Source organism: Rhodanobacter sp. Root480 (genome assembly GCF_001426645.1).
Lineage (GTDB): Bacteria > Pseudomonadota > Gammaproteobacteria > Xanthomonadales > Rhodanobacteraceae > Rhodanobacter > Rhodanobacter ginsenosidimutans.
Window position 1 is genome coordinate 519,980 of sequence record NZ_LMEX01000001.1, and the last position, 25,710, is coordinate 545,689.

Consider the following 25,710-nt stretch of genomic DNA (forward strand, 5'->3'; position numbering starts at 1 on the left):
ACAAGCGACCCTTCAAGACATGGCCCGCAGCAAGAGCAGCGCCGTCTGGCTGCGCGAACATTTCAAAGACGAATATGTGAAGAAGGCCCAGGCGGCCGGCTTGCGTTCGCGCGCGGTCTACAAACTTGAGGAATTGATCGATCGCGACCATCTGCTCAAGCCGGGCATCAACGTGGTCGATCTTGGCGCCGCGCCAGGCAGCTGGTCACAACTGGTGCGCAACCGGCTGGGCGATACCGGCAAGGTGCTGGCGCTGGATATCCTGCCCATGCAGAGCATCGCCGGCGTCGATTTCCTGCAGGGCGATTTCCGCGAGGAATCCGTCCTGCGCGAGCTTGAATCGCGCCTGGAAGGGCAGAAGCTGGATCTTGTACTGTGCGATCTGGCCCCCAATATGAGTGGTGTGGCGCTGGCCGACCAGATTCGTGCCATGGTTCTGGCTGAGCTGGCGCTAGATTTCAGCAAGCAATGGCTCAAGCCAGGCGGCTCGTTCCTGATCAAGTTGTTCCAGGGAGCCGGCTTTGACGTTTACCTGCGCAACTTGCGCGCGGAATTCACCCGCGTAACGATGCGTAAACCTAAAGCCTCGCGCGCCCGGTCGCGCGAGGTCTACGCGCTGGCGGTGGGTCGCAAGCCTTCCGCAGCGTCACCGGCGAGAACCGTGCATGAATGAAACAGCGAAAAACGTGTTGCTCTGGGTAATCATCGCGGTGGTGTTGTTCACCGTGTTCCAGAGCTTCAGCCCGCACGGCGCGGCCTCGTCCGAAATGCCGTACAGCGGCTTCGTGCAGAGCGTCGACAACGGCAACGTGGCCAGCGCCACGATCAGCGCCGATCAACCCGCCACCATCAGCGGCAAGCTGAAGGACGGCAGCCCGTTCCGCACCGTTGCGCCGATGCTGGGCTTTTCCACCAACGAGGTGGTCAAGCAGATGCAGGACAAGGGCGTGGAAGTGCGCCAGGACCCGGCTGAGGGTTTCTCGCTGATCGGCTTGCTGGTGAGCTGGCTGCCGGTGCTGCTGATCGTGGGCGTGTTCATCTGGTTCATGCGCCAGATGCAGTCCGGCGGTGGTGGCCGCGGCGCCATGAGTTTCGGTCGTTCGCGTGCCAAATTGCAGGGCGAGGACCAGATCAAGGTCAACTTCAGCGACGTCGCCGGTTGTGACGAGGCGAAGGAGGAGGTTGGCGAGCTGGTCGAGTTCCTGCGTGATCCGGGCCGGTTCCAGAAGCTGGGCGGCAAAATTCCGCGCGGCGTGCTGATGGTCGGCCCGCCCGGCACCGGCAAGACCCTGCTGGCGAAGGCCATCGCGGGCGAGGCCAAGGTGCCGTTCTTCGCGATCTCCGGCTCCGATTTCGTCGAGATGTTCGTCGGCGTCGGCGCCAGCCGCGTGCGCGACATGTTCGAGCAGGCCAAGAAACACGCTCCGTGCATCATCTTCATCGACGAGATCGACGCCGTCGGTCGCCATCGCGGCGCCGGCCTGGGTGGCGGTCACGACGAGCGCGAGCAGACGCTGAACCAATTGTTGGTGGAGATGGACGGTTTCGAGGGCACCGAGGGTGTCATCGTGATTGCCGCCACCAACCGCCCCGACGTGCTCGATCCGGCGCTGCTGCGTCCGGGCCGCTTCGACCGCCAGGTGGTGGTCGGCCTGCCCGACGTGCGCGGCCGCGAGCAGATCCTCAAGGTGCACATGCGCAAGGTGCCGATCGCCAATGACGTCGACGCCATGACCATTGCGCGTGGCACGCCGGGCTTCTCCGGCGCCGACCTCGCCAACCTCGTCAATGAGGCGGCCCTGTTTGCGGCGCGCGAGAACGCCCGCGAGGTTCGCATGAGCCATCTGGACAAGGCGCGCGACAAGATCCTGATGGGCAGCGAGCGGCGCTCGATGGCGATGAGCGAGGACGAAAAGAAGCTCACCGCCTATCACGAGGCCGGGCACGCCATCGTGGGTCGCCTGGTGCCCGAGCACGATCCGGTCTACAAGGTCACGATCATCCCGCGCGGGCGCGCGCTGGGCGTCACCATGTACCTGCCCGAAGGGGACAAGTACAGCATCAACCGGGTGGCGATCGAATCGCAGCTGTGCTCCCTCTACGGTGGCCGCGTGGCGGAGGAGTTGATCTTCGGCGCGGACAAGGTCACCACGGGTGCCTCCAACGACATCGAGCGCGCGACCAAGATGGCGCGCAACATGGCGACCAAGTGGGGTCTTTCGGACGAGCTTGGGCCGATCACCTATGGCGAGGACGAGGACGAGGTGTTCCTCGGTCGTTCGGTGACCCAGCATAAGAGCATCTCCAACGAGACCGCCAGCAAGATCGACGAGGTCGTGCGCAGCATTCTCGACCGTGCGTTCGCGCGGACCAGGGAGCTGCTCACGGCGAACCTGGACAAGCTGCACGCCATGGCCGATGCGTTGCTGCAGTACGAAACCATCGATGCCCACCAGATCGACGACATCATGGCTGGGCGCATTCCCGGCCCGCCCGCGGACTGGAGCAGGAACAACTCGACCGGCAGCACGCCGCCACCGCCTCCGCCAAGAGGGGATGCCGGCCAACCCGTGGGCAACGTGGGCGATCCCGCGACGCAGAACAGGGCCGGTATCGACGATTGAAATGGACGGCCAAACGGGCGTGCTTATGCTGGCGTGCCCGCTGACCCGCTCGGGTATTCACGCGCCACGATCGTGGTTGTGCAACTTCGGCACGTTTAGGCCGTGACGTGCCTCCATTTCAGCGACGTCGAATGACGCGCAATAAAAAAATTCACGAAAAAGGTTGACGCAAGACGACGGAATCTGAATAATTCCGCTTCTCGCTTCACCGCCTCGGTGTCCCAAACACGGCAGCGGTGAGATGAAAATTTTTTCAGTGCGCCCGTAGCTCAGTTGGATAGAGTACCTGGCTACGAACTAGGTGGTCGGGAGTTCGAATCTCTCCGGGCGCACCATTTTTATACTGTTGGATGAGGTGCTCGCACCTCGGTGCCTTTCACGAACGGAAGTGCTTTTGCCGATTGTTGAAAGGGGCTCCAGATGTCATGGTGTGCTTCGACACGGATTGACTGGGCGAGGCGTCACCCGTAACAATTCAAGGCTTCGGTGTTTGATCAGCCGGGGATTCGAAAGCGGGGTATAGCTCAGTCTGGTAGAGCGTTGCGTTTGGGACGCAAAAGTCGGGGGTTCGAATCCCTCTGCCCCGACCAGCGATACGTTCTGCCATAGGGACTGCGCCTGTAGCTCAACCGGATAGAGCATCGGCCTTCTAAGCCGACGGTTGCAGGTTCGAGTCCTGTCTGGCGCGCCAGTTGCAAGATTTATGGTGGATGTAGCTCAGCTGGTTAGAGTCCCGGATTGTGATTCCGGTTGTCGTGGGTTCGAATCCCATCATCCACCCCAGTTTCAAACCCGGTTCCGGCGTCACGTCAGTTCATGGGCCGTTAGCTCAGTTGGTAGAGCAGTTGACTCTTAATCAATTGGTCGAAGGTTCGAATCCTTCACGGCCCACCAATCAGAACAGGCACCTCACGGCGACGTAGGTGCCTGTTTTTTTATATGCGGTCCAGCCCATGGCAGGGAATTCGACCGACGCGGGCGCAGCTGTCGTCGGGCGCGAAGGCGCGACCTGCAAGCGGTCTGGCGCGCTTGTGCTGCATGGTGCGGCAACCGTAAAATGGCCCGTTATCCAGCGCCTGAATGCCATCGGTGGACAAGGGGTGGTGGCGGTATCCGGGTCGACGTTGACCGGTGCGCCGGGGCAAAGTTTTTGTTGCGCCAGTTGCGGCAAGGCGAGAGTGGCGGAATTGGTAGACGCACCAGATTTAGGTTCTGGCGGTTAACCCCGTGGGGGTTCGAGTCCCCCCTTTCGCACCATGCCAAGCTGGTTTTTTTCATTTGCGGTGGCACAGCCGCCATGGTGCCTGTGGCAGGCCCATACATCAGGTAGTACCAGGAGACGTCATGCAGGTTTCGGTTGAGAACATCGGCACCCTCGAGCGCAAGCTCACGGTGAAGTTTCCCGCGGAGCGTTTCGATTCGCAGGTGAGCGCACGTATCGCGGAAATGGGCCGCACCGTGCGTTTGAAGGGCTTCCGTCCGGGCAAGGTGCCGGTCGCGGTGATCAAGCAGCGCTTCGGCAGCCAGGTTCGTGGTGAGGTGCTGTCCGACCTGATCGGCAGCACGTTGCGCGAGGCGGTGACGCAGGAAAAACTGCAGCCGATCGCGAACCCGGCGATCGACACCACTGGCGTGCCGGAAAACGGCGAGATTGCGTACACCGCCACGTTCGAAATCATGCCCGAGTTCCCGGTGGTCGATGTGGCCGCGCTGGAGATCACGCGCACCGTGGCCAGCGTCACCGATGCCGATATCGACAAGATGCTGGAAACCCTGCGCCAGCAGCGCCGCAGCTTCGAGGACGTTACCCGTGCCTCGATCGAGGGCGATTTTGTGATGTTCGAATATGCCGCCACGGTAGACGATTACCGCTTCCCGGCGGATGGTCTGGAGCGGGCGGGCAGCGTGCTGGGTTCGGGCACTTTGTTCAAGGCGCTGGACGACTCCTTGCTTGGCCGCAGTGCCAACGACGAATTCGAGGCGGATGTCGCGTTTCCCGCTGATTTCCGCAACCCGATGCTGGCTGGAAAGACCGCCAAGGTCAGTTTCAAGATCATCAAGGTGCAGGCGCAGAACCTGCCCGAGGTCGACGGTGAGTTTGCCAAGCTGTTCGGCATTGCCGACGGCAACCTGGAGACGTTCCGCAAGGAAGTGCGCGCCAACCTCGAGCGGGAACTGAATGCCGCGTTGATGGGCCGGTTGAAGTCCGAGGTGGCGGAGAAAGTCGCCGAAGCGCACAGCAATCTCGACGTGCCGCCGATGCTGGTGCGGTCGGAGGCGCAGAACCTGGCGGCCAACAGCGTGCCGCGTGGCGAGCAGCCGTCACCGCAGCTGATCGAGTCGGCCATGCCGATGGCGCGCAAGCGCGTGATCGCAGGCTTGCTGATGAGCGAGATCGCCCGCAAGCAGGAGCTCAAGATTGACCGTACCCGCGTCGCCGAGCAACTGGCGGCGATTGCCTCGACCTACGAGGAGCCGGAAAAGGTCATTGAACTCTACAACGGCGACCCCCAATTGATGTCCGGGCTGCAGAATCGCGTGATGGAAGACCAGGTGGCCGAGTGGGTGGCTGAACACGCCAAGACCACCAGCCTGGATCTGAGTTTCGACGAGGTAATGCGCCCGGCAGGTGCCTGATTCCACCGGTACCGTTCCAGTCCGGCCCTGATGTATCGGGCCGGATGCCATACTGTCAGGCACATCACCCGGAGAGCTGCTAATGGCCATGGATCAGATCCAGAACCTCAATTTGGTACCGATGGTCGTCGAGCAGACGGCCCGTGGCGAGCGCTCCTACGACATCTATTCACGCCTGTTGAAAGAGCGCGTGATCTTCTTGGTTGGCGAGGTCAACGACCAGGTGGCCAACCTGCTGGTTGCGCAGATGCTGTTCCTGGAGTCCGAGAACCCCGACAAGGACATCCAGTTCTACATCAACAGTCCCGGCGGCGCTGTCACCGCCGGCCTGGCGATCTACGACACCATGCAGTTCATCAAGCCGAGCGTCAGCACGATGTGCATCGGCCAGGCCTGCAGCATGGGCTCCTTCCTGTTGATGGCCGGCGCCAAGGGCAAGCGTTATGCGCTTCCCAACTCCCGCGTCATGATCCATCAGCCTTCCGGCGGTGCGCAGGGCCAGGCGACCGACATCGAGATCCAGGCGCGGGAAATCCTGTATGTACGCGAACGCCTGAACAAGTTGTACGCGGAACATACCGGTCAGCCGCTGGCGAAAATCGAGCTGGACATGGAGCGCGACCGCTTCATGGACGCGAACGAAGCCAAGGCTTACGGCCTGATCGACGAAGTGCTGGAAAAGCGCGCCGGCGAAACGGTGAAATCGGCCTGATTCCCAGCACCAACCTTACTGTCACGGGTAGGGCTCCGCGTCTGCAGGCAGACGCGGAGCCCTGTGGTATTCTCGCGACGCATTCAGATTGACCAGCGGGATCGAAAGTATGAGTGACGACCGGCAGGGGCGTTCCAGCGACAGCGGCAAGATTCTCTATTGCTCGTTCTGCGGCAAGAGCCAGCATGAAGTGCGCAAGCTGATCGCGGGTCCATCCGTATTCATCTGTGACGAATGCGTCGAGCTGTGCAACGACATCATCCGCGAGGAGCTCGAGGAAAAGGCCGCTTCGGGCCGCACCCAGCTGCCCAAGCCGCGCGAGATCCGTGAATCGCTGGACCAGTACGTGGTGGGCCAGTCACGCGCCAAGAAGGCGCTGGCGGTGGCGGTGTACAACCACTACAAGCGGATCGAGTCGCGCCAGAAAAGCGACGACATCGAGCTGGGCAAATCCAACATCCTGTTGATCGGCCCCACCGGCTCGGGCAAGACGCTGCTGGCTGAAACGCTGGCGCGGCTGCTCAATGTGCCGTTCACCATCGCCGACGCCACCACGCTGACCGAAGCGGGCTATGTGGGCGAGGATGTCGAGAACATCATCCAGAAGTTGTTGCAGAAGTGCGACTACGACGTGGAAAAGGCGCAGTCGGGCATCGTCTACATCGATGAGATCGACAAGATCTCGCGCAAGAGCGAAAACCCGTCGATCACCCGTGACGTCTCGGGTGAGGGTGTGCAGCAGGCCTTGCTGAAGCTGATCGAGGGCACGCTGGCCTCGGTACCGCCGCAGGGCGGGCGCAAGCATCCGCAGCAGGAATTCCTGCAGGTCGACACCAAGAACATCCTGTTCATTTGCGGCGGTGCCTTTGCCGGGCTGGAAAAAGTCATCCAGCAGCGCTCGGAGACCACCGGTATCGGCTTCTCGGCGGAGGTGCGCAGCAAGGAGCGCACTGAAAACCTCGGCAAGGTGCTTGCGGATGTCGAGCCCGAGGATCTGGTGCGGTTCGGCCTGATTCCCGAGTTCGTCGGACGCCTTCCGGTGGTCGCCACGCTCGATGAGCTGGACGAGGCGGCTTTGGTGAAGATCCTCACCGAACCGAAGAACGCCGTCACCAAGCAGTTCAAGAAGCTGTTCGAGATGGAGGAGGTGGAGCTGGAGTTCCGCCCCGAGGCGTTGCAGGCGATCGCCAAGAAGGCGCTCAAGCGCAAGACCGGCGCCCGTGGCTTGCGCACCATCCTCGAACAGGTGTTGCTGGAAACCATGTACGAGCTGCCCTCGCTGGAGCACGTGAGCAAGGTCGTGGTGGATGATGCGGTGATCAACGGCCAGGCCGAGCCCTACCTGATTTATCGTGGCAATCTGCAGCAGCGCGTGGCCAGCGACGGTAACGACGCAGCCTGATCGATACCCCGTGAAAAAAAGCGGCCCCGGTGAGTTACCGGGGCCATTTTTTTGGGTACGGTGGCATGGAAACCTTGTGCATCGCGCCGGATGCCTCCACTTGACGTGTCATGGGCCCCGGCGCAGTGTCGGGGCCAGTATGTCGATTCACCAGGAACTATTTTTCGATGGCCAAGACCGTCCGTAAAACCGAATTGCTGGATGCGCTGCCCGTGCTGCCGTTGCGCGACGTGGTGGTGTATCCGCACATGGTCATTCCATTGTTTGTCGGCCGCGACAAATCGATGCGCGCGCTCGAACGCGCGATGGAAGGCGAACGTCAGATTCTGCTGGCAGCGCAAAAGAGCCCGGATATCGATGATCCGGAAGCCGCCGACCTGCACACGGTCGGTACGCTGGCTGGCGTGCTGCAGCTGCTCAAGCTGCCTGATGGCACGGTCAAGGTGCTGGTCGAAGGCCAGTCACGGGTCACTATCGAAGACTGTCGGGAAGCCGACGGCATGCTGGTGGCGCGTTCGCGCACGATTGAGCCCGTGTACAACGCCAAGGAGCGCGAGCTCGACGTGGTGTCGCGCACGTTGATCTCGTTGTTCGAGCAGCTCGTCAAGCAGAGCCGCAAGCTTCCGCCCGAAGTGCTGGCCAGCCTGTCCGGCATCGAGGAGCCGTCGCGCGTCGCCGACTCCATTGCTGCGCATCTTTCCGTGCGCATGGCTGACAAGCAGAAGGTGCTTGAAACCGCCGACGTGGCGCAGCGGCTGGAGCTGCTGATCGGCCTGGTCGACAGCGAGATGGATCTGCAGCAGGTGGAGAAGCGCATCCGCGGCCGGGTCAAGACCCAGATGGAAAAGAGCCAGCGCGAGTACTACCTCAACGAACAGATGAAAGCCATCCAGAAGGAGCTGGGCGACAACGAAGAGGGCACCAACGAAGTCGAGGAGCTGCAGAAGAAGATCGAAAATGCCGGCATGCCCAAGGCCGTGCTGGCCAAGGCGCGGCAGGAGTTCGGCAAGCTGAAGCAGATGTCGCCGATGTCGGCGGAAGCGACGGTGGTGCGCAACTACCTCGATTGGCTGGTCGGCGTGCCGTGGAAGAAGCGCAGCAAGGTGCACAAGGACCTGCGCGTGGCGCAGGAAGTGCTGGACGCCGATCATTTCGGGCTGGAAAAGGTCAAGGACCGCATCCTCGAATACCTGGCGGTGCAGCAGCGCGTGGCCACGATGAAGGGCCCGATTCTGTGCCTGGTCGGTCCGCCGGGTGTGGGCAAGACCTCCCTGGGCCAGTCGATCGCGAAGGCCACCAACCGCAAATTCGTGCGAATGAGCCTGGGTGGCGTGCGTGACGAGGCCGAGATCCGTGGTCATCGGCGCACCTACATCGGCTCCATGCCGGGCCGCATCGTGCAGAACCTGACCAAGGTCGGCACCCGCAATCCGCTGTTCATGCTGGACGAGATCGACAAGATGTCGATGGACTTCCGTGGCGACCCGTCGTCCGCGTTGCTCGAAGTGCTCGACCCGGAACAGAACCACGCCTTCAACGACCACTACCTGGAAGTCGATTTCGACCTGTCCGAGGTGATGTGGATCGCCACCGCCAACTCGCTGAACATCCCCGGCCCCTTGCTCGATCGCATGGAGGTCATTCGCATTCCCGGTTATACCGAGGATGAAAAGCTGGGGATCGCGCAGCGGTATCTGCTTGCCAAGCAGTTGAAGGCGAACGGCCTCAAGCCCGAGGAACTGCAGGTGGACGAGGAGGCGCTGCGGGACATCGTGCGCTACTACACGCGCGAGTCCGGTGTGCGCAACCTTGAGCGTGAGATCTCCAAGATCTGCCGCAAGGTTGTCAAGGAGCTGACCCTGGGTGAAGTAACCAAGGCCAGGAAGGCGAAAACAAAAAGCGCGAAGCCCCAGAAGAAGGCCGTTGCCGGTGTCGAAGTGACGTCGGCGAATCTGGACCATTACCTCGGCGTTCGCCGTTTCGATTTCGGCCGCAAGGAAATCCAGAACGAGATCGGCCTGGTCACCGGGCTGGCCTGGACACAGGTCGGCGGCGAGCTGCTCAGCATCGAGGCATCGATTGTTCCCGGCAAGGGGCGGTTGGTGAATACCGGGCAACTCGGTGACGTCATGAAAGAGTCGATCCAGGCGGCGCTGTCGGTGGTGCGCGCGCGCGTTGATCAGCTCGGCATCGATCCCGAGTTCCACCAGAAGCTCGACGTGCACATCCACGTGCCGGAGGGCGCCACGCCCAAGGATGGCCCGAGTGCCGGCGTGGCGATGTGCACCGCGCTGGTATCCGCCCTCACCAAGATACCGGTGCGTTCGGAGGTGGCCATGACCGGCGAAATCACCTTGCGTGGACGCGTGCTGCCGATCGGCGGGCTGAAGGAAAAATTGCTGGCGGCGCTTCGTGGCGGCATCACCACGGTGATCATTCCCGAAGACAACAAGAAGGATCTTGTCGACATGCCGGCCAACATCACCACGTCGCTGGAGATCCATCCGGTGCGCTGGATTGACGAAGTGCTCGACATCGCGCTGGAGCGTCCGTTGCAGCCCAGCCAGGCGGTCGATTCCGAGGAAGCTCATGCGTCCAAGGAAGGCGCGCCAGCGGAGGACGGCGCCGAGGTCCATTCGCGCACGCATTGAGTTGTTGGCCGGTCTCCATGGCCGGCTCCTGTTCACCTGACAAGACGGCGGGCCATGCTGAATCGGCATCGTTCGCCGTTTGCTTTACGCATCATTTCGTGCGCTGTATTTCCGCGAAAACGCTTGCCGTGACTTGTGTTGCGAAGTCCGGCAACGCACTGGTATAAAGGCGGAACCGCAGATTTCATGCCCACCGCGGCGATTCCGGTTGCGACACGGCACCTGGCGCGAGCCAATCATCCACGCTGGCGTTGTTTCGTCGAAAACGAACCGCGCCGGTCGAAAACTAGGAGCTTCTCAATGAATAAAACCGATCTGATCAACGCCATCGCCGAAAAGGCCGAACTGACCAAGGCCGATGCAACCCGCGCGCTCGAAGCGTTCTTCGAGACCGTGCAGAAGACGCTCAAGAGCGGCGAAGACGTTTCTGTCGTCGGATTCGGTACTTTCACCGTGCGCGCGCGTGCTGCCCGTACGGGTCGCAACCCGCGGACCAACGAAATGATCCAGATCCAGGCGTCCAAAGTGCCGGCGTTCAAGGCTGGCAAGACCCTGAAGGATGCCCTAAACTAAGCGGCTGACGCTTGGTTCCGGGTGCTTAGCTCAGCGGTAGAGCGTCGCCCTTACAAGGCGGTGGTCGTAGGTTCGATCCCTACAGCACCCACCAGAAATGCGGAGCGGTAGTTCAGCTGGTTAGAATGCTGGCCTGTCACGCCGGAGGTCGCGGGTTCGAGTCCCGTCCGCTCCGCCACAGTTCACAAGGGCGCCCGTGTGGCGCCCTTGTTTTTTGGCACAAGGCTTCGTCAAGGCGAGGCTGATCATCAGGCGGCGTGTGATCGATGTTCTTGTGGCATCGCATGCGGGGGTAGCCTGGTGTTCGCATCGCGCTTCATGCGCCTACAACCACGTTGCGGGAAGATTCCAATGCTGCAGGCAATGCGTAACAAAATGCATGGATGGCCAGCCATCATCCTTCTGGGCATTTCCGTTTTCGCCATGTCGTTTTTCGGCATGGAAGGCTACCTGACGTCCAGCAGCGACATGTCGGTGGCAAAGGTCGGCAAACATGAGATCAGCCAGAACGACATGCAGGATCGGCTGAACCAGTTGCGGCAGCGCGCCAACGTGGAGCAGGGCGACCAGTTCGATACCAGCATTTTCGAAAAGCCGGAAATGAAACTGCGCGTGCTGAATTCGATGATCGATCAGCAGTTGCTGCTCAAGGCCAACGATGATTTCGGGCTGCGGGTGTCCGACCAGGCCGTGCGTGATTACATCGCATCGATCCCTGCGTTCCAGGTCGATGGTCATTTCGACCCGACGTCCTACAGCGCGGTGCTGGCCAGCCAGCGCAAGACGCCCGAAATGTTCGAGGCCGAGGTTCGCTCCGATCTGGCCGTCCAGTTGCTCCCACGCGCCATCGATGCCAGCACCATCATTCCCGCGGCCGACGCCGAACGTTTCCTGGCGCTGCGCATGCAGCGTCGCGATGTCCGCTATTTCCTGTTGCCGCGTCCGACGATTTCCGACACCAAGGTGACTGACGAGCAGATCGATGCCTACTACAAGGCGCATCTGGCCGACTACACGGACCCCGAGCGTGTTTCGGTGAAATACATCGAAGTGAACGGTGCGGATCTCGCGTCGGCATCGGCGCCCAGCGACGAGGAACTGCGCAAGCGCTACGCCGATGAGAAGCAGCGCTTCGTGCAGCCGGAGCAACGCCTGGTTTCGCACATCCTCATCGACGTGCCCGCCAACGCCACGCCTGAGCAGCAAAAGGCCGCCCTGGCCAAGGCCAACGATATTGCCGCCCACGCGACTCCCGAGGATTTTGCCGAGCTGGCCCGCAAGGACTCGCAGGACCTTGGCTCCAAGCGCCAGGGCGGCGACCTGGGCTGGTTGGAGCGGGGTGTGACCAATCCGGCGTTCGAGTCGGCCATGCTCGCCATGACCAAGGGCCAGATATCCAAGCCCGTGTTGTCGCCAGAGGGTTACCACATCATCTGGCTGCGTGATGTTCGCAGCGGAGACGCCAAGCCTTTCGAGGAAGTGCGCGACACGCTGGTGAAGGAGGCGACGGCGGCGGACAAGGATCGGTTGTACAACGAAGTGGCGGGCAAGCTTTCCGACAACACGTATCAGAACCCGTCCTCGCTGGAGCCTGCTTCCGAGGCCCTGAAGCTGCCGATCAAGGAAACGCCCCTGTTTTCCCGCACGGGTGGTGAAGGCATCGCAGCCAACCCCAAGGTTGTCGCCGCTGCGTTCTCGGATGACGTGCTGGCCCAGGGCAATAATTCGGGTTTGATCGATCTGGGTGGCGACCACTCGGTGGTGATCCACGTCGACAAACATTTGCCGGCGACGCCGCGGGCGTTGGCCGATGTGCGCGACGACGTACACGATCGCATCATCGATGAACGTGTCGCCGCTGAAGCGAAGACGCAGGCGCAGGCGTTGCTGGCCCGCTTGCAGAAGGGCGATTCGATGGACGACGTAGCCGCTTCCTCGAAGCTCGATGTGACCACCGTCAAGAATGCGCTGCGCGTCCAGGCGGATCTGCCGCCATCGGTCCGTGACCGCGCGTTCCTCTTGCCGCATCCGGTCGATGGCAAGCCGCAGTACGCCTCGGTCGATATGGACAAGGGCGTCTACGCTTTGCTCGCGGTGGACAAGGTGCAGCCCGGCGATCTGTCCGACGTGACAGCCGACCAGCGTGAATCGCTGCGGCAGCAGATGGCGCAGGCCTACGGTGCCGAAGCGACGAGCGAACTGATCGAGATTTTGCGGTCGCGGACCGAGATCAAGATCAACAAGGAACGCCTGTAATCTGATCCGCAGCCTTGCCGCGAGGCCAGGCGGGCAGTGGACAAAGTTGAAAAAGAAAAGGCGGCCATGGGCCGCCTTTTTCGTGGTGTCGTTTATTGGCGAGCGTACCGGTCGCCGTCGAGGTGGCTTGCGCGTTCGGCCAGCCACGCTGCGGATCGTCCACTCAGTGGGCGCTGCCCACTTTCAGCACCAGGCCGGGCTTGATTGACTGTCCGCGCAGGTGGTTCCAGCTCTGCAGTTGGTCGACGCTGACCGAATAGTGGCGGGCAATGCCCCAGAGGCTGTCGCCGGGACGGACGGTGTGGTGGCGCGGTGACGCGGCCGATGGCTGGCTGGTGCTTGCGCTACCCGGCGAAAGCGATGCGGCTGGTTCACGATTCGCGTCTGCGGTGGAGGCCTCGTTGACCAGTGCGGTGCGAAACTGTCGTACGTGCTTCGCAGGCAACACCAGGTAGGACGCCGCCTGGGCATCGATGCTGTCGCTGCGGAATGCCGCGTTGAGGTGCTTGAAGCGATCGACCGACATCCCCGCGTGGCTGGCCGCGTCCGTGATCGACAAGGATTGATCGACCGGCACCTTGACCAGCTGCCGTTCGGGCGGCAGCGCCGGCAGGGTCACGCCGAATCGCGCCGGTTCACGCACGACGCAGGCAATGGCCAGCAGTTTGGAGAGGTGTTCACGAGTCCCGCGACGAACCGGCAGCTCGGGTATGGCTGGCAGTTCGGTGGGTGCGCCGTGTTTCTTCACCAGCTTGCGCACCGCGAATTCGCCCGCGTTGAACGCATAATCGGCGAGCCGCCAATCGTCGAATCGCCGGTGGTATCGCTGCAATTCTTTCATGACCGCGTGCGTCGCCGCGGGTACGTCCAGGCGTCCGTCGTAGTTGTCGTCCACGCGCAGGCCCATGGCGCCCGCCGTGGCCGGCATGATCTGCCACATGCCGGCAGCCCGATTCCGGTGCCGCCCCGGCACGGGCTGGAAATGACTCTCCACCCACGGCAGCAGCACGAACTCTCCGGCGACGTCGTACTGGTCGGCGACCTGTTGCACATAGATCAGGCGTGGCAGTACCGCGCTCAATTGGCTTTCGAACTGCTTCGGATGGCGCGTGTAGGTACGGGCCCAGGCGGTGATCGTCGGATCGGCCGCGCAATCGGCCATCTCGAAACGGCTGCGCAGTTGTTGCCATACATCGATCGGCGCTTGTGGCGCGGTTTCCGATGGCGGGAGCAGGCGGCTGCCATCGGTGGCAACCGGCGTGGTGACCACCGGGTGACGGGTCTTCTGCGAAGGGTCGGTGGCGCAGGCTGTCAGCACCAGCGTCAGCGTGAGCGGTAGTAGCCGCCGACTCATGCGGCGAACGTGTTCTTGGCGTGGCGCAACGCGGCGAAGCGGGCAACGCGGTCGTCGCGGCCGTCATGGTGTTCGCACCAGCTCGATACGTCGTCGCTATCCACCCGCAGGAAGGGATTGGTGGCCAGCTCGCTGGCAAGCGAGACCGGCACGGTGGGCAACCCCTGCGCCCGTAACTGGTCCACTTCCTGGCATCGGGCCGTGAGGGCGGCATTGGCCGGTTCAACCGTATGCGCGAAACGTCCGTTGCCCTGGGTGTATTCGTGGCCGCAACAAACCAGGGTGTCTTCCGGCAGCGTCGACAAGTGGTCCAGGGATGCCAGCATTTGCGCGGGCGTGCCCTCGAACAGGCGGCCGCATCCGAGACTGAACAAGGTGTCGCCACAGAACACGATGCCCGCGCCGACGTAGGCGACGTGGCTCAAGGTGTGGCCGGGAATGGCGATGGTGTCGAATCCGATACGGGGCGCCGCGAGCTCAATGCGCTGGCCGTCCGCGACGGGATGCGTGGTCGCGGTGATGCGCCCGTCGTCGGGGGCGTAGACGGGCACGTCATGTTGCGATGCCAACGCCGCGGCACCGCCGATGTGGTCCAGGTGATGATGCGTCAGCAGGATCGCGCGCAACTGCAGACCGTTCGCGACCAGCGCGTCTTCGACCACCTGTGCCTCACCCGGATCCACCACGATGGCGTCGCCTGCGTCGTCATGCAGAAGCCAGATGTAGTTGTCGGAAAGCGCCGGTAGGGGGATCAGGTGCACGATGAACTCCACAGCGTTGGGTGATCCGGAAACCGACGTGCAGCCTTCCGAGGCGGGAAACGCCCGACTATAAGGGGGCGGCGCCGGCATCTCGTTAGCCTTGTGTTAAACGGTTTCTGCCGTTCAGTTGCGCCCACGGCCTCCGCCGCCGGCATGGTCGGCAGCAGCTACACTTCCCGGATAGATGAGTCAGGACGTACGCATGCTTCATCGCGATCACCGGATCTACAGCAGCGCGCCTTTGCGGCAGCTGGCCGATGAGCAGACGCGCGCGATGTTGCCGGATATCCAGCGCAGTGCCGGCGCGTGTGCGTTGTCGCTGGGCGCTTCCGGCGATGTCGCGGTTCCCTCATTGCCGATGATCGGCGGCTGGACCCGTATGTGGATCGCCGCGGGCGGTTATCGCGGCGATGTGTGCGCCGCGATCGACGCACCGTTGCCCTTTCTGGATGAAGCCTTCGATGTGGTGTTGCTGCGCCATGCCCTTGAGGTCGTGGCTGAACCCTCGATCCTGCTGGGCGAAGCCATGCGCGTACTGGCACCGGGCGGCGTGCTGGTGGTGACCGGGGTGCATCCCGTGAGCGGCTGGGCGCCCTGGTTCTATTGGCGATCCGGTGGCACGCGGATACTGCGGTTTCCGGGCCAACTCGGCAGGCGGCTTGAACGCCACGGGCTGGAAATCGAATGGACGCGGCGGGTGGGTGGGCCGTGGCCCAGTGACGCGGCCGGGCATGCGGCATCGTTCAACCCCTGCGGCGGTGGCTACGTGATGATGGCGCGGAAAAGGTGTCGCAGGGCGACGCCATTGCGCATACTCCCCGCCCCAACCCGACTGCACGTTGCCAGTGGAAGGCTTTCACCCGGCACGCGACGCAGTGCGGTTTCGTGATTTCAATTCATAGCGAGCCATGATGAGCGAAGTGGAAGCATTTACGGACGGCGCCTGCCTGGGCAATCCAGGCCCCGGTGGATGGGCGGCACTGTTGAGGGCGAAAGGCAGCGAACGCATGATTGCCGGCGGCGATCCGGCCACCACCAACAACCGCATGGAGCTGATGGCGGCGATCGGCGCGCTGGAGGCACTGAAGCGCCCCTGTCAGGTCGTGCTCACCACCGATTCGCGCTACGTGATGCAGGGCATCGAGCAGTGGATGCCGAAGTGGGTGGCCAATGGCTGGCGCACTGCGGACAAGAAGCCGGTGAAGAACCAGGATCTGTGGCAGCGCCTGTCGGCGGCCGCGGCATCGCACCAGGTGCGCTGGAAGTGGGTACGTGGGCATAACGGCCACGTCGAGAATGAACGGGTGGATCAGGCGGCGCGCGAGCAGGCCGAGTTGCTGCGGGTAAGCGTATGAGGCAGGTCGTTCTCGATACCGAAACCACCGGCTTGGAAGTGCGCCAGGGCCACCGGCTGGTGGAAATTGCCTGTGTGGAGATGGTCGAGCGCCGGCTCACCGGCCGTTATTACCAGACTTACCTCAACCCGGACCGCGCCATTGATGAAGGTGCGCGCATGGTCACCGGCATCGAAGACGCGTTCTTGCTGGACAAGCCGCACTTCGAGGACGTGGCCGAGGAATTCCTGGCGTTTATCGATGGCGCCGAACTGGTCATCCACAACGCCAGTTTCGATATCGGCTTTCTCGATGCGGAACTGGCGCGCCTGGGCGAGCAGGCCGGGCGGGTAGGCGACCACTGCGCCGTGCTCGATACACTGAAGATGGCGCGGGAGCTCTTTCCCGGCCAACGCAACAACCTCGATGCCTTGTGCAAACGGCTGGGCGTGGACAACTCGCGTCGCGATCTGCACGGTGGCCTGATCGACGCGCAGTTGCTGGCCGACGTCTATCTGGCCATGACCTCGGGTCAGGTCGCGTTCGATCTGGGTTTCGAGGACGAAGCCGATACGCGCAGCACAACGGTGGCCGTGCCATTGTCACTGCAGGAGCGACCGCGCGTGCTCCGTGCCTCAGCGGAGGAAGTGGAAGCGCACCAGAACCGGCTTGCCGCACTGGACAAGAGTGCAGCCGACGGCAGCCTGTGGCGCCGGCTTGCGTCGCCGCAGGCCGAAACCGTCGAGCAAGGCATCAACTGATGCGTGCGAGGATCGCGGTGATGTTGTCGCTGCCACCGCCGTCCAGCGCGCCAAGCAGCAGTTGATCGACGCATTCCTGCGCGGCCAGGTCCGTGCGCGCCACCAGCCGGCCGATGGCCGCGTCGGTGACATCCTCGGTGAGCCCGTCGCTGCACAGCAGAAAGCCCATGCCGGGAAGGGCGGTGCCGCGATTCATGCCGATGTGCAGCTGATCCGCCGCCGTCACACCCAGCGCCTGGGTCAACACATTGCGCTGCGGATGTTGCGAGGCCTGCGCGGGATCCAGTTGGCCCGCTTCCACCAGCGCCTGTACCAGCGAGTGGTCATGGCTGATCTGGCGCAAACCCTGTTGCCATAGATAGATGCGGCTGTCGCCCACCCAGGCAACTTCGTAGTTGTCGCCGATGATCCGCAACGCGGCAATGGTGGTGCCCATGGGGAGTCGATCGCCATTGCCACGCGTAAGCGCCAGCAATCGTTCGCCGGCACCTTGCACGGCTTCGATGAGCCCATGCCCGCGCGTGACCAGGTCGACCACGGCATCGCGCACCAACGCCGAAGCCACCTCACCGTGCTGGTGCCCACCCATGCCATCGGCTACCAGAAACAGGCCCGACGAGGCGTCGGCGTAATACGTGTCCTCGTTGCGCGTGCGGCGCAGGCCGACGTGGGTAGCGTGTCCGAATTCGATCATGGCCGTTCAATGGGGGCGAGCCGTCGCAGCATGCCGCAAGCGCGGTGTGTTGTCACGACAGATGGGCTCGCGTATGATTCCCGGCTCGCATGAGCCACCATGCGCCCCACTGGAGAGGTGGCAGAGTGGTCGAATGTACCTGACTCGAAATCAGGCGTAGGTGAATAGCCTACCGAGGGTTCGAATCCCTCCCTCTCCGCCAGAAACGCAAAAGGCCCCGAACGGGGCCTTTTGCGTTTCTGGCGGAGAGGGAGGTGTGGACGAACCCTCCCGGTTCGACAAATTCGCCAGGAGCGAATTTGGACAGCCGCAGGCTGGCCCTGGAGCGCACAGCGCGGAAGGGTTCGACCCATGGATGGGTCGAACAATCCCCGCGGACGTCATGCAAACCGCGCTGCGCACTACCTGGGGCCTTTTGCGTTTCTGGCGGAGAGGGAGGTGTGGACGAACCCTCCCGGTTATTCGGCCCATCCTGGGCCTCACCCTTCGGGCCATCGGCTGCGCCGATGTTCGCTCTGGCGTCCTGCCTACGCAGTCGACGAATTTGTCTGGAACGAATTTGGACAGCCGAAGGCTGGCCCCGCAGCGCGAAGCGCGGAGGGGTTTGGCCCATGGATGGGCCAAACAATCCCTCCTCTCCGCCAGCCACGCACGTCCTTCGACTCCGCTGCGCTACGCTCAGGACGAACGGATTTCTAGGCCTAAGGCTAGACTCAACCCGCCTTCTTCTTCGCCAGCCGCAACCAGGTATCCACCACCGTATCCGGGTTCAGCGACAGCGATTCGATCCCCTGTTCCATCAGCCACTCGGCGAGATCCGGGTGATCACTGGGTCCCTGGCCGCAGATGCCGATGTACTTGCCCTTGGCGCGGGCGGTCTTGATCGCCATCGCCAGCAGTTTCTTTACCGCCGGATCGCGCTCGTCGAACAGGCTGGCGACGATGCTGGAATCGCGGTCGAGGCCAAGGGTGAGCTGGGTGAGGTCGTTGGAGCCGATCGAGAAGCCATCGAAGATGTCGAGGAATTCATCGGCGAGCAGCGCGTTGGAAGGCACTTCGCACATCATGATGACCTTCAGGCCGTGCTCGCCCTGGACCAATCCATTGCGCTTCAGCACCTCGATCACCTTGCGGCCCTCACCCAACGTACGCACGAACGGGATCATCACCCACACATTGTCCAGGCCCATCGCTTCGCGCACGTGCTTTACGGCTTTGCACTCCAGCGCGAAAGCGTCGGCGAAGCTGGGATCGACGTAGCGGCTGGCGCCGCGAAAGCCGATCATCGGGTTCTCTTCGTGCGGCTCATAGCGCGTGCCGCCGATCAGCCCCGCATATTCGTTCGACTTGAAATCGGACAACCGCACGATCACTGGCTTGGGATGGACCGAGGCGGCGATGGTGGCGATGCCTTCGGCCAAGCGGTCGACATAGAATTCGACCGGACCGGCATAACCGGCGATGCGCTCGTCGATCTTGGCCTTCGTCTCGACGTCCTGCTTGGCATATTCCAGCAGTGCCTTCGGATGCACGCCGATGTGACTGGCGATGATCATTTCCAGGCGGGCCAGGCCGATGCCCGCGTTGGGCAGCATGCCGAAATCGAAGGCGCGCTCGGGGTTGGCCACGTTCATCATGATCTTCAGCGGGGCCTCGGGCATGTCGCCCAGATCCGCGGTGATGCGTTCGAACTTCAGGATGCCCTCGTAGATCGTGCCGGTGTCGCCTTCGGCGCAGGACACGGTGACGTCGGTACCGTCGGGGATCAGCTCCAGCGCGTTGCCGGTGCCGACAACGGCCGGCACGCCCAGCTCGCGGGCGATGATCGCCGCATGGCAGGTGCGGCCGCCGCGGTTGGTGACGATGGCCGAGGCGCGCTTCATCACCGGCTCCCAGTCGGGATCGGTCATGTCGGCGATCAGCACGTCGCCGGGCTGCACCTTGTTCATGTCGGACAGCGAACGCACAACGCGGGCCTTGCCGGCACCGATCTTCTGGCCGATCGATCGGCCCTCGGCCAGGACCTTGCCTTTTGCGCTCAGGTGGAAGCGCTCGAGCTGGGTGGCGTGCGAGCGTGATTTCACGGTTTCCGGGCGCGCCTGCACGATGTAGATCTTGCCGGTGTGACCGTCCTTCGCCCATTCGATGTCCATCGGGCGGTCATAGTGTTTCTCGATGATCAGCGCCTGCCGCGCCAGCTCCTGCACGTCCTCGTCGCTGATGCAGAACCGGTTGCGCAGTTCGGCAGGCGTGTCTTCCGTGCGCACACGTTCGTCGGCCGCATCGGAATAGACCATGCGCAATTGCTTGGCGCCGAGGTTGCGGCGCAGGATGGCCGGCTTGCCGGCGTTCAACGTCGGCTTGAAGACGTAGAACTCGTCCGGATTCACCGCGCCCTGCACGACCATTTCGCCAAGGCCATAACTGCCGGTGACAAACACCACGTCGCGGAAGCCCGACTCAGTGTCCAGCGTAAACAACACCCCGGACGCACCCACGTCCGAACGCACCATCAACTGCACGCCAGCGGAGAGGAACACCTCCTCGTGCTTGAAACCCTGGTGCACGCGATAGGCGATGGCGCGATCGTTGTACAGCGAGGCGAAGACTTCCTTCACCGTGTGCAGTACGTCGTTGATGCCGGCCACGTTGAGGAAGGTTTCCTGCTGGCCGGCGAACGAGGCGTCCGGAAGATCCTCTGCGGTGGCCGATGAACGTACCGCCACGGCGATGTCGCTGGCGCCGGCGTCCTTGCACAGCGTGGCGTACGCGTCGCGGATTGCCTGCTCGAGTTCGGCGGGCAGGGCGGTGTCCACGATCCATTGGCGGATTTCCTTGCCGGCAACCACCAGCGCGTCGACGTCATCGACATCCAGCGAGGTCAGTCGATCCTGAATTCGTTTCGCCAGGCCGCTTTTCTCCAGATACTGCTGGAAGGCCTCGGCGGTGGTGGCGAAACCGCCCGGCACCGACACGCCCAATCGGGACAGGTTGCCGATCATTTCGCCAAGTGAGGCATTCTTGCCGCCTACCTTGCCAAGGTCGGTCATGCGCAGCGCATCGAGCCAAAGCACCAGATCGTTCAAGGGGATCTCCTGAAGGCTTTCGTGTGACAACGGGAAGGGTGCAAACTGACCAGAACGGTCGGCAAAGGAGTGGTATTGTCCGCTGCCGGTCGTGTGCAGCACAAGAAGACCATTGCCGTTGATCCCCACTCCAACTGCATACCAGTCAGCCTTGATGCAGTAAGTACAATGATTTACTCGCAACTTATGGCGTCGTAATAGCGGTCATGACCAACCGGGAGCAGGCATGCAACGCACGGTTTTCTTCATATCCGACTCCACTGGTATTACCGCGGAGACGATCGGCAACAGCATCCTGACCCAATTCGAGGGCGTCACGTTCGACAAGCATCGCCTGTCGTTCGTGGATGACGCGCAAAAGGCCGAGGCCGCCGCCGTGCGGATCAAGACCCATTACGCGCAGAGCGGGCAGCGACCGATCGTGATCAACACGATGGCCGAGCCGGCCTTGTGCGACATCGTCGCGGCCAGCGGGGCGTTGATGATGGATGTGTTTGCGCCGTTCATCGGGCCGCTGGAGGACGAGCTGGGCGCCAAGCGCTCCGGCGCGGTCAACCGCGCGCACGGCATGGTGGACTACGGCAAATACGAGGCGCGCATCAACGCGACCAACTATGCGCTGTCGCACGATGACGGCATCGACGTGAACTATGCCGACGCGGATCTGGTCCTGATTGGCGTGTCGCGTTCCGGCAAGACGCCCACCTGCCTCTACATGGCCTTGCACTATGGTGTCAGTGCCGCCAACTATCCGTTGACCGAGGAGGATCTGGACCGGCTGGAATTGCCGGCGCTGCTGCGTCCTTACAAGTCGCGGCTGTTCGGCCTCACGATCGAGCCGGCGCGGTTGGCGCAGATCCGCGAGCAGCGCAGTCCGGGCAGCAAATATGCGACTTTGAAGCAATGCCGCTGGGAGCTGGACCAGGCGGCCCGGCTGATGCGCCAGGCCGGTATCCCCAGCCTCAACACCACGCACGTGTCGATCGAGGAAATCGCCAGCAAGATCTTTTCCCGCTTCGGTATCGAGCGGACCATGTTTTGAACGCAAGGGTTTTGAACGCAGGAGTTTCGTGACAACGATGAGTGCCGTACTGGACAGCCGAACCAACTTGTTGCCGGGGCGCTTTGGCTTCCTGATGGGGCTTTATGCGGAAAATTACCATCGGCTGACGCGGCTGTTCGCGCCGCAGCAACTTGAGCCCGGCCGCTACCTGTCCAACGTGGATGACGGCTTGAACGTGCATCTCCATGTGCAGGAGTGCCATCCGTACACGCTGGAGCTGGAGCTCACCTACGATTTCGTCGACGCCCATACCGGCCAGCGTTCGCCATCGGCGCAGCTGCGCATGTATACCGACGCGCACGTGGCCGAAGCGATGCATTGCCATCCCGGGCGACACCTGTGGCAAGTGCTGGGTCCGTTCGCTCCGGCGCATACGGTGTTCCAGCATCGCCTGCGCATGAACGGCTTCCTGTCGCGCTGGCTGGAATACCTGGCGGAGCAGGGGCATTCGACCGGTACGCTGGAGCGCGATCCGGCGGATACGATCGGCTGAGTGCGAAACGGTCGCACACACGAATCGCGCGCAACAAAAAACCCGCGCAAGGCGGGTTTTCCGTTGTGTAGTGGCGGAGCGGACGGGACTCGAACCCGCGACCTCCGGCGTGACAGGCCAGCATTCTAACCAACTGAACTACCGCTCCACATTTTGTTTTACAGCGTGTACGTTCCAGCGTTGCGAGCCAACTTGGCGTCCCCACGGGGATTCGAACCCCGGTCGCCACCGTGAAAGGGTGGTGTCCTAGGCCTCTAGACGATGGGGACAATTCAAGTTGGTGGAGCCAGGCGGGATCGAACCGCCGACCTCCTGCATGCCATGCAGGCGCTCTCCCAGCTGAGCTATGGCCCCGCCGCTGGAAGCCCGGAAGAATAGGTCCGAGTGTCATATCCGTCAAGCATTTTTTTCACATCGACGTAGCCCTGCGAACTGCATCCGGCAACTCGGTCCTCCGGCTTGTGCTTTCGCGAACGAATAGTGAGCGGGTGTTCGTTTAAGCTGGGAAATCCCGCGGCGTTGAAGAGAAGGCATGCACGAAATCGGTTTCATCCGCGACCTGGCCATGGTGATGATCGTGGCCGGTGCCACCACGATCCTGTTCCAGCGTCTGCGGCAGCCTGTATTGCTGGGCTACATCCTCGCCGGCGTGCTGATCGGCCCGCATACCCCGGGTGTGCTGGTGGCGGACCCGCGAGCGATCGAAGACATTTCCAACCTCGGTGTCGTGTTGCTGATGTTCACCCTGGGGCTGGAGTTCAGCGTGCGCAAGTTGCGCCAGGTGGGCGTGGGCGTGCTGGTGGTCGCGGTGGCCGAGGTCGGGTTGATGCTGTGGATCGGCTTCGGCATCGGTGAGTTGTTTGGCTGGAAGGGCATGGACTCGCTGTTCCTGGGCGCAATCATCTCGTTGTCATCGACGATGGTGGCCACCCGCATGCTTTCCGAGGGTGGGCAGCGGCACCACCCGTTTGCGCAGTTGGTGGTGGGCTTGCTGGTGGCAGAGGACATGCTGGCGATCATCATGCTGACCCTGCTGACGGCCGTAGCCATCGGTGGCTCGGTGCAGGCGGAAGCGGCGTTTACGCTGATTGGCCACCTTGGCCTGTTCGTGATCGTGGGCATGATCCTGGGGCTGCTGTTGCTGCCGCGGCTGGTGGATTACGTGGCCGGTTTCGGTCGTGACGAAACCTTGCTGGTCAGCGTGCTGGGCATCTGTTTCGGTGCCAGCCTGCTGGCGGCGTGGATGGGTTTCAGCGTGGCCCTGGGCGCGTTTCTGGCGGGTGCCATCGTGGCGGAATCGCGCAGCGTCGCCCGCGTGATGCATCTGGTCGAGCCGTTGCGCGACATGTTCGCGGCGCTGTTCTTCGTGGCCATCGGTCTGAAGATCGACCCGGCGATGTTGCTGCATTACGTCGTGCCCGCGCTGTTGATCGCCGGCGCGGTGATCCTGGGCAAGACGCTGGCCTGCAGCGTGGGCATTTTCGCCGTCGGTCACGATGCGCGTACCTCGCTGCGCGCCGGCCTGGGGATGGCGCAGATCGGCGAGTTCTCCTTTGTGATCGCCACGTTGGGTTTGTCGCTGGGCGTGATCAGCGACTTCATCTATCCGATCGCCGTGGCGGTGTCGGTGGTGTGCATGGCGGTCTCGCCCTATCTGAACCGTTCGGCCGACAAACTCGCCAACGGACTGACCGGGATAACGCCACGCTCGGCGCGGTTGCTCGCCACCAGTTACAGCGGCTGGCTGGCCAACCTGAAGCCGGTCAATGAGAACGCGGCGCTGGCGGCGATCTTTCGCCGGTTGTTGTGGCATATCGGCATCAACGTGCTGCTGGTGGTCACGCTTTTCATGCTGGGTGCCTACGTCAATGCGCATAACTGGACGTGGTTCTCGATGGTCGGAATCGGGCGCGAATTGCGCCACACACTGATTTGGGCGACGGCATTGTTCCTATCGCTGCCGATGCTGATCGCGGTGTACCGCAAGGCCGAGGCGCTGGGCATGCTGCTGGCGGAAATCGGCATCAGCGAGCGCTTTACTGGAGCCTATACTCAGCCGATGCGCAACGTGCTGGCGCGGATCATTCCGCTGGTGACTTTGCTGGCGCTGGGGGTGCTGGTCAGTGCGTTGGGTTCGACCATCCTGCCGCCGCGTGGAGTGGCGCTGTCCCTGGCTCTGCTGGGTGTGGTGCTGGCGGTGGTGATGTGGCGCAACCTGGTGCAAATGCACGCGCGCCTGCAGGCGGCGCTGAAGGACACGCTCGACAAGCCGGAACACACACCCTGACCGTGGTGGCGGTCGGCGGCATGTGAAATCGGTGTCATGCCGAATGAACCTTTACCGTTGCCGAAGGTCGGACGTTTGCATCGTTGCCAAGACCGGACAGGAACCGCACAATGCGTGGCCTGCCTCCATCGGGGAGGCCCGGATGGTGACGCCGGCATATTCCATGACGAGGGAGTTTCGAATGAAGCAATTTCTGCGTCCCACGCTGACCGCCACTGCGCTGGTCGTTGCGTTGGGCATGACGTCGAGCGTGTTCGCTCAGGCTGCCACCGGCGCCGCCGGCACGGTCGACAAGGCCAAAGCCAGCTACGTGATTGGCTACCAGATGGGCGAGCAGGTGCCGCCGATCATGCGCGACGAGCTGGATCCGACCGCCGTTGCCAACGCCGTCAAGGCTGCCATGCTCGGCCAGAAGCCGACCATGACCGACACCGAGGCCAAGCAGGTTCACGACGCGTTCATGGCCAAGATCCAGGCCAAGTACAAGGTCGAAATGGACAAGCTCGGTGCCAAGAACAAGGCTGAAGGCGCCGCGTTCCTGGCCAAGAACAAGTCCAAGCCGGGTGTGAAGACCACGGCTTCCGGCCTGCAGTACGAAGTGATCACCCAGGGTAGCGGCCCGCGCCCGGGCGCGAACGATACGGTCGAGATCAACTACACCGGCAGCTTCATTGACGGCCAGGTGTTCGATGCCTCTTCCAAGCACAACCCGCCGGGCGCCGCCAAGATTCCGCTGGCTGGCGTGATCCCCGGTTTCCGCGAGGGCCTGCAGTTGATGCAGGCGGGTGGCCATTACAAGTTGTACATCCCCTCGACCCTGGCCTATGGCTCGGAGCCGCGTCCGCCGATGCCGCCGAATGCCACGTTGATCTTCGACGTGACGCTGGTCAAGACCGGCCCGACGCCGGCCGGTTCGGGTGCCTCGGGCGGCTGATCGCCTCCCAAGTCCCGCGATGGCGGCATGGCAAGGGCGCGAAGCGATTCGCGCCCTTTGCTTTTCTCGAGAGGCAACAAGGGTCACG

The 25,710-nt window shown here is 62.7% G+C and carries 19 protein-coding genes and 12 tRNA genes; 24 read left to right on the top strand and 7 right to left on the bottom strand.

Annotation, left to right across the window (positions count from 1 at the left end; all coding sequences use genetic code 11):
• The first annotated feature begins 19 nt into the window (after nucleotides 1–19).
• From rlmE to ASD22_RS02610, 16 genes are all read left to right on the top strand, one after another.
• Complete coding sequence (rlmE, locus tag ASD22_RS02535) at nucleotides 20–673, top strand: 23S rRNA (uridine(2552)-2'-O)-methyltransferase RlmE (protein WP_050982466.1); 654 nt, start codon at nucleotides 20–22, stop codon at nucleotides 671–673.
• Nucleotides 666–2,624, top strand: a complete 1,959-nt coding sequence (gene ftsH, locus ASD22_RS02540) for an ATP-dependent zinc metalloprotease FtsH (RefSeq protein ID WP_200946309.1) — start codon at nucleotides 666–668, stop codon at nucleotides 2,622–2,624. Before rlmE ends, ftsH begins: the two co-directional genes overlap by 8 nt.
• A gap of 258 nt (nucleotides 2,625–2,882) precedes the next feature.
• Nucleotides 2,883–2,959 (top strand) — tRNA-Arg (locus ASD22_RS02545).
• 178 nt (nucleotides 2,960–3,137) lie between these two features.
• Nucleotides 3,138–3,214 (top strand) — tRNA-Pro (locus ASD22_RS02550).
• Nucleotides 3,215–3,238: 24 nt separating this feature from the next.
• Nucleotides 3,239–3,315 (top strand) — tRNA-Arg (locus ASD22_RS02555).
• A gap of 15 nt (nucleotides 3,316–3,330) precedes the next feature.
• Nucleotides 3,331–3,407, top strand: a tRNA-His gene (locus ASD22_RS02560).
• Between the two features lie 35 nt (nucleotides 3,408–3,442).
• A tRNA-Lys gene (locus ASD22_RS02565) sits at nucleotides 3,443–3,518 on the top strand.
• Between the two features lie 278 nt (nucleotides 3,519–3,796).
• A tRNA-Leu gene (locus ASD22_RS02570) sits at nucleotides 3,797–3,881 on the top strand.
• Between the two features lie 87 nt (nucleotides 3,882–3,968).
• Nucleotides 3,969–5,261, top strand: coding sequence for a trigger factor (gene tig / locus ASD22_RS02575; RefSeq protein ID WP_056078521.1), 1,293 nt, complete (start codon nucleotides 3,969–3,971; stop codon nucleotides 5,259–5,261).
• 82 nt (nucleotides 5,262–5,343) lie between these two features.
• Nucleotides 5,344–5,973, top strand: a complete 630-nt coding sequence (gene clpP, locus ASD22_RS02580; protein WP_056078525.1) for an ATP-dependent Clp endopeptidase proteolytic subunit ClpP — start codon at nucleotides 5,344–5,346, stop codon at nucleotides 5,971–5,973.
• Nucleotides 5,974–6,082: 109 nt separating this feature from the next.
• Nucleotides 6,083–7,375, top strand: coding sequence for an ATP-dependent Clp protease ATP-binding subunit ClpX (gene clpX, locus ASD22_RS02585; protein ID WP_007082751.1), 1,293 nt, complete (start codon nucleotides 6,083–6,085; stop codon nucleotides 7,373–7,375).
• Between the two features lie 167 nt (nucleotides 7,376–7,542).
• On the top strand, nucleotides 7,543–10,026 hold the full coding sequence (gene lon / locus ASD22_RS02590; protein WP_056078528.1) for an endopeptidase La: 2,484 nt from the start codon (nucleotides 7,543–7,545) through the stop codon (nucleotides 10,024–10,026).
• Between the two features lie 300 nt (nucleotides 10,027–10,326).
• Nucleotides 10,327–10,599: an HU family DNA-binding protein gene (locus ASD22_RS02595; RefSeq protein WP_007082749.1), complete on the top strand. Its 273-nt coding sequence runs from the start codon at nucleotides 10,327–10,329 to the stop codon at nucleotides 10,597–10,599.
• 19 nt (nucleotides 10,600–10,618) lie between these two features.
• Nucleotides 10,619–10,693, top strand: a tRNA-Val gene (locus ASD22_RS02600).
• Nucleotides 10,694–10,700: 7 nt separating this feature from the next.
• Nucleotides 10,701–10,777: transfer RNA gene (locus ASD22_RS02605), tRNA-Asp, on the top strand.
• Between the two features lie 185 nt (nucleotides 10,778–10,962).
• Nucleotides 10,963–12,855 carry a SurA N-terminal domain-containing protein gene (locus tag ASD22_RS02610; protein ID WP_255357396.1) on the top strand — a complete coding sequence of 631 codons (1,893 nt, stop codon included), beginning with the start codon at nucleotides 10,963–10,965 and terminating at the stop codon, nucleotides 12,853–12,855.
• A gap of 163 nt (nucleotides 12,856–13,018) precedes the next feature.
• Here the strand turns inward: ASD22_RS02610 and ASD22_RS02615 are convergent, their stop codons facing one another.
• Nucleotides 13,019–14,209: a transglycosylase SLT domain-containing protein gene (locus ASD22_RS02615; protein ID WP_235577480.1), complete on the bottom strand. Its 1,191-nt coding sequence runs from the start codon at nucleotides 14,207–14,209 to the stop codon at nucleotides 13,019–13,021.
• Nucleotides 14,206–14,970, bottom strand: coding sequence for a hydroxyacylglutathione hydrolase (gene gloB, locus ASD22_RS02620; RefSeq protein ID WP_056080834.1), 765 nt, complete (start codon nucleotides 14,968–14,970; stop codon nucleotides 14,206–14,208). The genes ASD22_RS02615 and gloB overlap by 4 nt, the downstream gene beginning before the upstream one ends.
• 202 nt (nucleotides 14,971–15,172) lie before the next feature.
• On the opposite strand from gloB, the gene ASD22_RS02625 reads away from it, so the two are divergent.
• From ASD22_RS02625 to dnaQ, 3 genes are read left to right on the top strand one after another with little or no spacing between them, the layout of a single operon-like run.
• Nucleotides 15,173–15,859 carry a class I SAM-dependent methyltransferase gene (locus tag ASD22_RS02625; RefSeq protein WP_235577481.1) on the top strand — a complete coding sequence of 229 codons (687 nt, stop codon included), beginning with the start codon at nucleotides 15,173–15,175 and terminating at the stop codon, nucleotides 15,857–15,859.
• A gap of 22 nt (nucleotides 15,860–15,881) precedes the next feature.
• Nucleotides 15,882–16,325, top strand: a complete 444-nt coding sequence (rnhA, locus tag ASD22_RS02630; RefSeq protein WP_056080836.1) for a ribonuclease HI — start codon at nucleotides 15,882–15,884, stop codon at nucleotides 16,323–16,325.
• Nucleotides 16,322–17,065, top strand: a complete 744-nt coding sequence (dnaQ, locus tag ASD22_RS02635; protein ID WP_056078537.1) for a DNA polymerase III subunit epsilon — start codon at nucleotides 16,322–16,324, stop codon at nucleotides 17,063–17,065. The genes rnhA and dnaQ overlap by 4 nt, the downstream gene beginning before the upstream one ends.
• On the opposite strand, the gene ASD22_RS02640 is transcribed toward dnaQ, so the two are convergent.
• A complete protein-coding gene (locus tag ASD22_RS02640) occupies nucleotides 17,058–17,759 on the bottom strand; it encodes a protein phosphatase 2C domain-containing protein (RefSeq protein ID WP_056078540.1) in 702 nt (233 codons plus the stop codon). The genes dnaQ and ASD22_RS02640 overlap by 8 nt on opposite strands.
• A 111-nt stretch (nucleotides 17,760–17,870) precedes the next feature.
• Here ASD22_RS02640 and ASD22_RS02645 point away from each other — a divergent pair.
• Nucleotides 17,871–17,961, top strand: a tRNA-Ser gene (locus ASD22_RS02645).
• A gap of 511 nt (nucleotides 17,962–18,472) precedes the next feature.
• Here ASD22_RS02645 and ppsA read toward each other — a convergent pair.
• A complete protein-coding gene (ppsA, locus tag ASD22_RS02650; RefSeq protein WP_056078543.1) occupies nucleotides 18,473–20,845 on the bottom strand; it encodes a phosphoenolpyruvate synthase in 2,373 nt (790 codons plus the stop codon).
• A gap of 226 nt (nucleotides 20,846–21,071) precedes the next feature.
• Between ppsA and ASD22_RS02655 the strand changes: the two genes are divergently transcribed.
• Both ASD22_RS02655 and ASD22_RS02660 read left to right on the top strand, forming a co-directional pair.
• Complete coding sequence (locus ASD22_RS02655; protein ID WP_056078546.1) at nucleotides 21,072–21,887, top strand: pyruvate, water dikinase regulatory protein; 816 nt, start codon at nucleotides 21,072–21,074, stop codon at nucleotides 21,885–21,887.
• Nucleotides 21,888–21,924: 37 nt separating this feature from the next.
• Nucleotides 21,925–22,401: a DUF1249 domain-containing protein gene (locus ASD22_RS02660; RefSeq protein WP_056078550.1), complete on the top strand. Its 477-nt coding sequence runs from the start codon at nucleotides 21,925–21,927 to the stop codon at nucleotides 22,399–22,401.
• A 71-nt stretch (nucleotides 22,402–22,472) separates the two neighbouring features.
• On the opposite strand, the gene ASD22_RS02665 is transcribed toward ASD22_RS02660, so the two are convergent.
• The 3 genes from ASD22_RS02665 to ASD22_RS02675 all read right to left on the bottom strand — a co-directional run bounded on the left by ASD22_RS02665 (nucleotide 22,473) and on the right by ASD22_RS02675 (nucleotide 22,755).
• Nucleotides 22,473–22,549: transfer RNA gene (locus ASD22_RS02665), tRNA-Asp, on the bottom strand.
• Between the two features lie 45 nt (nucleotides 22,550–22,594).
• Nucleotides 22,595–22,670 (bottom strand) — tRNA-Glu (locus ASD22_RS02670).
• Nucleotides 22,671–22,679: 9 nt separating this feature from the next.
• A tRNA-Ala gene (locus tag ASD22_RS02675) sits at nucleotides 22,680–22,755 on the bottom strand.
• Between the two features lie 178 nt (nucleotides 22,756–22,933).
• Here ASD22_RS02675 and ASD22_RS02680 point away from each other — a divergent pair.
• Nucleotides 22,934–24,688, top strand: coding sequence for a cation:proton antiporter (locus ASD22_RS02680; protein ID WP_056078553.1), 1,755 nt, complete (start codon nucleotides 22,934–22,936; stop codon nucleotides 24,686–24,688).
• Between the two features lie 181 nt (nucleotides 24,689–24,869).
• Entirely contained in the window at nucleotides 24,870–25,622 is a 753-nt protein-coding gene (locus tag ASD22_RS02685) for an FKBP-type peptidyl-prolyl cis-trans isomerase (RefSeq protein WP_056078556.1), read from the top strand.
• The last annotated feature ends 88 nt before the right edge of the window (nucleotides 25,623–25,710 follow it).